Genomic DNA, 3,442 nt, shown 5'->3' with positions numbered 1-3,442 from the left:
CAGCGCCTCAGCCGCCGCTTCCAGCGCTGCCGCGAGATCGGCGACTCCCGCACCGGCGCCGCCGACCGCCTCGGGCAACGCGATCGAGAACACGCCGATCTCGGCGAGCCCCTTCCACCAGGGGCCCGGCGCCGGACACCCGCCCTCCCTGATCCCGGCGGTGTCGAGCTCCTGCGACCAAGCCCGGACCGACTCCCGCACGTCCTGCTGCACCTCGGTGATCGCGATCGCCATAGCGCCTCCTGTCCGCCGGAGCAGCAGCGTAATAGAACAAGTTCTAGATGGGCCAGAGCCGGCCTCCGCTGCCCATCTCCACCAGCGCCGCGAACCCGCAGCAGCCGACTCGAGTCCGGGCGTTGAGCCTTCGTCCCGTCCCGCCCCGCGCGGGCCGGGCGGGTGCGACGTTGCCCGGGCAATGATCATCCGAGGGGGGATTTCGTGCCGGGCGGCTACCGGGTGCAACTGGCGCAACTGGTCAACGATCCGGACCGCGCAGCGGGCGACATCACCACCGCGAACAACGCGCCGGGCAGCTGAAGCCGGCGAAAAGCACGAGCTGACCAGCGGCGATCGGTTTTCTTGCTCGCTCTCGACGTCTTCGACCCCCTCGGATGGAAATCAGCAGTCGATATGACCCGCACCTCCAAGAACCGAGATTTCGAGCAGCAGCGTCAACAGGTTCGCCAGGTGGCCGGGGAGCTTGCCGGTGAGTCGACCTCGGTCGTGCATGTTGGTGCTCGATCGGTGGTCTGCCATGTGCCGGGCCGGCGAGCGGATGGAACACCGCGCGGCACCGAGAACGTGCGGTGGGCGGCGCGCAAAGTGTTTCTGACGCTGACATTGCTCGGCAGACTCATCTTCTGGATGATCGCCAACATTCTCCTCGATGACAGTCATGACCTCCCGGACCACAGCAAGAACAAGTTGACGGTCCGCGGCGAGGAATCGTGCGCTGCCCTTTCGTTCGCGGATGCGGTGCGGGAGGCAGCGGGCGATGCGTGGCTGGCCTGGTCCCATTCACAGGTGGCCCTGCTGAAGGCCGACGACGAGCAAGGACCGCGGGTCCTGTGGCGAGTCACCGGCGATCAGCGGCCGAAGCTGCAAGTCGTCAAAGGGAACCTGCGCTGGCCGGACGACTCCAGCGTCGAGTTCACCCTCTCCGCAGCCGAACGGACCCGCGTCACCGAACGGCAGGGCACTCCCTGAGAAGCTGTCGAGTCGACGTCGTCTTCCGGAGGAGCCGCAGTGACCAACACCGACCCGACACCCGGCGACCGAGCGAGTGCGGAACCGCCGATGCCGCCGGACCTGCTGGCGGTCGCCGAGCAGGCCACCGGGTTCATGCCGGCGGACGAGGGGTTGGCGCTGCACCGGGCGGCCGCGGAGTTCCTGGGAACCGGGCTAGCGGCGGAAATCGGTTCGTACTGCGGGAAATCGACGGTCTACCTCGGCGCGGCGGCCCGCGCCACCGGCGGTCGCGTCGTCACGGTCGATCACCACCGGGGGTCCGAGGAGCACCAGCCCGGCTGGGAGTACCACGATCCGGACCTGGTGGACCCGCAGGTCGGGCGGCTGGACACGTTGGGCGAGTTCCGATCCACCATCGCCCGCGCCGGGCTGGAGGACGAAGTCGTCGCGATCGTCGGCAGCTCCCCCGCCACCGCCGCCTTCTGGCGCAGCCCGCTGAACCTGGTGTTCATCGACGGCGGGCACACCGACGCCGCCGCCAACGCCGACTACGAGGGCTGGGCGCCGTGGATCAACCCCGGCGGCGCGCTGGTGATCCACGACGTGTTCCCCGACCCGGACGACGGCGGCCAAGCGCCGTACCGCATCTACCGCCGGGCCCTGGACGGCGGGAACTACCGCGAACACCGCGCGACCGGCTCGCTGCGGGTGCTGGAACGGGTCGGCGGGAGACTCGGCGAGCTCTGAAGCTGCGGCACCGCCGAGTCGAAGCGGCACCGCCGGGTCAGCGGTCGCGCAACCGGCCGTACACGCGCTCCATCAGCTCGAGGTCGCGGCTCGGCTCGGGCGGCGAGATCTGTCCCGACCAGGACAGTTGCCGGTCGATCCGGGCGCCTTCGGATGCCTGCGGTACCCGGCGGTCCAGGTCGTCGGCGGCATTCCTGTCCTTGCTCACGCGGCGTCCCTTCGCGCGGTCGTGGTGGTCGGCGGAGCCGCCCGGGTCGGCGAGTCCGCTGCGTCTGGCGGCGCCATGCCCGGAAGCTCGGAACCGTTCGCCTGTCCGGTGCTGCCGCGGGCGGAGCGCGAGTGCCATTGCACGGCGCCGCTAACCGGGGCAGTTCAAGGTGAGCCCGGTTCCCCAGCACTTCGGGCACGTGCGGGGGCGGGAATCGAATTGCGGTGCCGCGGCGCCATCGGTGTAGCGCGCTTGGAGCGCCTCGACTTCGCGTTGTCCCGTGCAATGTTCGCACTTGGCGCGCGGCCAGACGGCGCTCGGCAGCGCTTCGGCCCGGCGGATCACGATCGATCGCAGTTCGTGCAGGCGCTCGTCATCGGCGTCCGGGCTCGCGTGCCGCTGCCCGTCCGGGGCGATCTCGGCCAATCTGGCTTCGAATACGCGCAGCGCCTGTTCCAGGTCTTTGCTGTGCGGATTCGGGGTGTCGGTGTCGCTCACGTGCTACTCCCTTCGCCTCGCGAGGCATGCCGGACATGGACCGCCACCTGCGAAACGTGCTGTGCGCAGGCCATGTCGACGTGCTCGGCGGGGCGCGGCTGCGCTGCCGCGCGGAACGGCTGGATTCAGTTTCCGGACCCCGACCATGCGGACGGCAATCCTGACAACGGAAGCGGTGCAGAAATAGGGCGAGCCCCACATCGGGGAAAACGATTCGATAACTTCTGCGAATCAATGCCGATAGCACCGTAAGTTGCTTGTAGCTACCAACATAAACCAAGCCATCGATTCCGAAGAGTTCTCATATTCATTTGTGGCGGTGCTCTCAAAAAGTAACGCGCAAGACGCCTTGCAACTGATCGAACCGAGCTCTCACAATCCCGGCGATGAGCTATCACCCGCAAGATCCGCACTCCCCGCACTATCCGCCGCAGCCTCCGCACGGCGACTACGGCGGCCGCCGCGGACGCGATGGCTCGGAAGCGCTCGCCAACGTCGTGCGCGTGGTGACCGGTGCGATCGCCACCATTTTCGCGCTGCACATCGTGTTCGTCGTTTTCGACGCGAACCAGGGCAACGAGTTCGTCTCGTTCGTCTACGGGGCGGCGAAGGTGTTCGTGCTCGGCCTCGGCGACGTGTTCACACCGGACGACGCGCTGCTCGGCGTGGTGCTCAACTACGGTCTCGCCGCGCTGGTGTACCTGGTCATCGGCCAGCTGGTCATCAAGGCCCTGCGCCGCTGACCCGGACGATCGAGCGCCCCGGGCCGCAGGCCTCGGGCCGCTCGACGTCGGCGGGGAT

The 3,442-nt window shown here is 68.4% G+C and carries 6 protein-coding genes; 3 read left to right on the top strand and 3 right to left on the bottom strand.

Features of this window, described 5'->3' with window-relative positions; all coding sequences use genetic code 11:
- Window positions 1–234: acyl-CoA dehydrogenase family protein (locus tag IJH84_RS10080; RefSeq protein WP_295143138.1), on the bottom strand; the 234-nt coding region annotated here is incomplete at its 3' end.
- Window positions 235–630: 396 nt separating this feature from the next.
- On the opposite strand from IJH84_RS10080, the gene IJH84_RS10075 reads away from it, so the two are divergent.
- Entirely contained in the window at window positions 631–1,206 is a 576-nt protein-coding gene (locus IJH84_RS10075; RefSeq protein WP_295143135.1) for a hypothetical protein, read from the top strand.
- Between the two features lie 39 nt (window positions 1,207–1,245).
- Window positions 1,246–1,935 (top strand): class I SAM-dependent methyltransferase, encoded by a 690-nt coding sequence (locus tag IJH84_RS10070; RefSeq protein WP_295143133.1) that lies wholly within the window; start codon window positions 1,246–1,248, stop codon window positions 1,933–1,935.
- A 37-nt stretch (window positions 1,936–1,972) separates the two neighbouring features.
- Here IJH84_RS10070 and IJH84_RS10065 read toward each other — a convergent pair whose 3' ends face one another.
- Window positions 1,973–2,143 carry a hypothetical protein gene (locus IJH84_RS10065; RefSeq protein WP_295143130.1) on the bottom strand — a complete coding sequence of 57 codons (171 nt, stop codon included), beginning with the start codon at window positions 2,141–2,143 and terminating at the stop codon, window positions 1,973–1,975.
- Between the two features lie 150 nt (window positions 2,144–2,293).
- On the bottom strand, window positions 2,294–2,641 hold the full coding sequence (locus IJH84_RS10060) for a hypothetical protein (protein ID WP_295143127.1): 348 nt from the start codon (window positions 2,639–2,641) through the stop codon (window positions 2,294–2,296).
- A 386-nt stretch (window positions 2,642–3,027) separates the two neighbouring features.
- On the opposite strand from IJH84_RS10060, the gene IJH84_RS10055 reads away from it, so the two are divergent.
- On the top strand, window positions 3,028–3,384 hold the full coding sequence (locus tag IJH84_RS10055) for a hypothetical protein (RefSeq protein ID WP_295143125.1): 357 nt from the start codon (window positions 3,028–3,030) through the stop codon (window positions 3,382–3,384).
- Window positions 3,385–3,442 lie beyond the last annotated feature (58 nt).

The organism is Saccharopolyspora sp. (assembly GCF_017434145.1).
Lineage (GTDB): Bacteria > Actinomycetota > Actinomycetes > Mycobacteriales > Pseudonocardiaceae > Saccharopolyspora_C > Saccharopolyspora_C galaxeae.
Note: the sequence above shows the minus strand (reverse complement) of the source record. Positions and strands in the feature narration are given on the sequence as shown.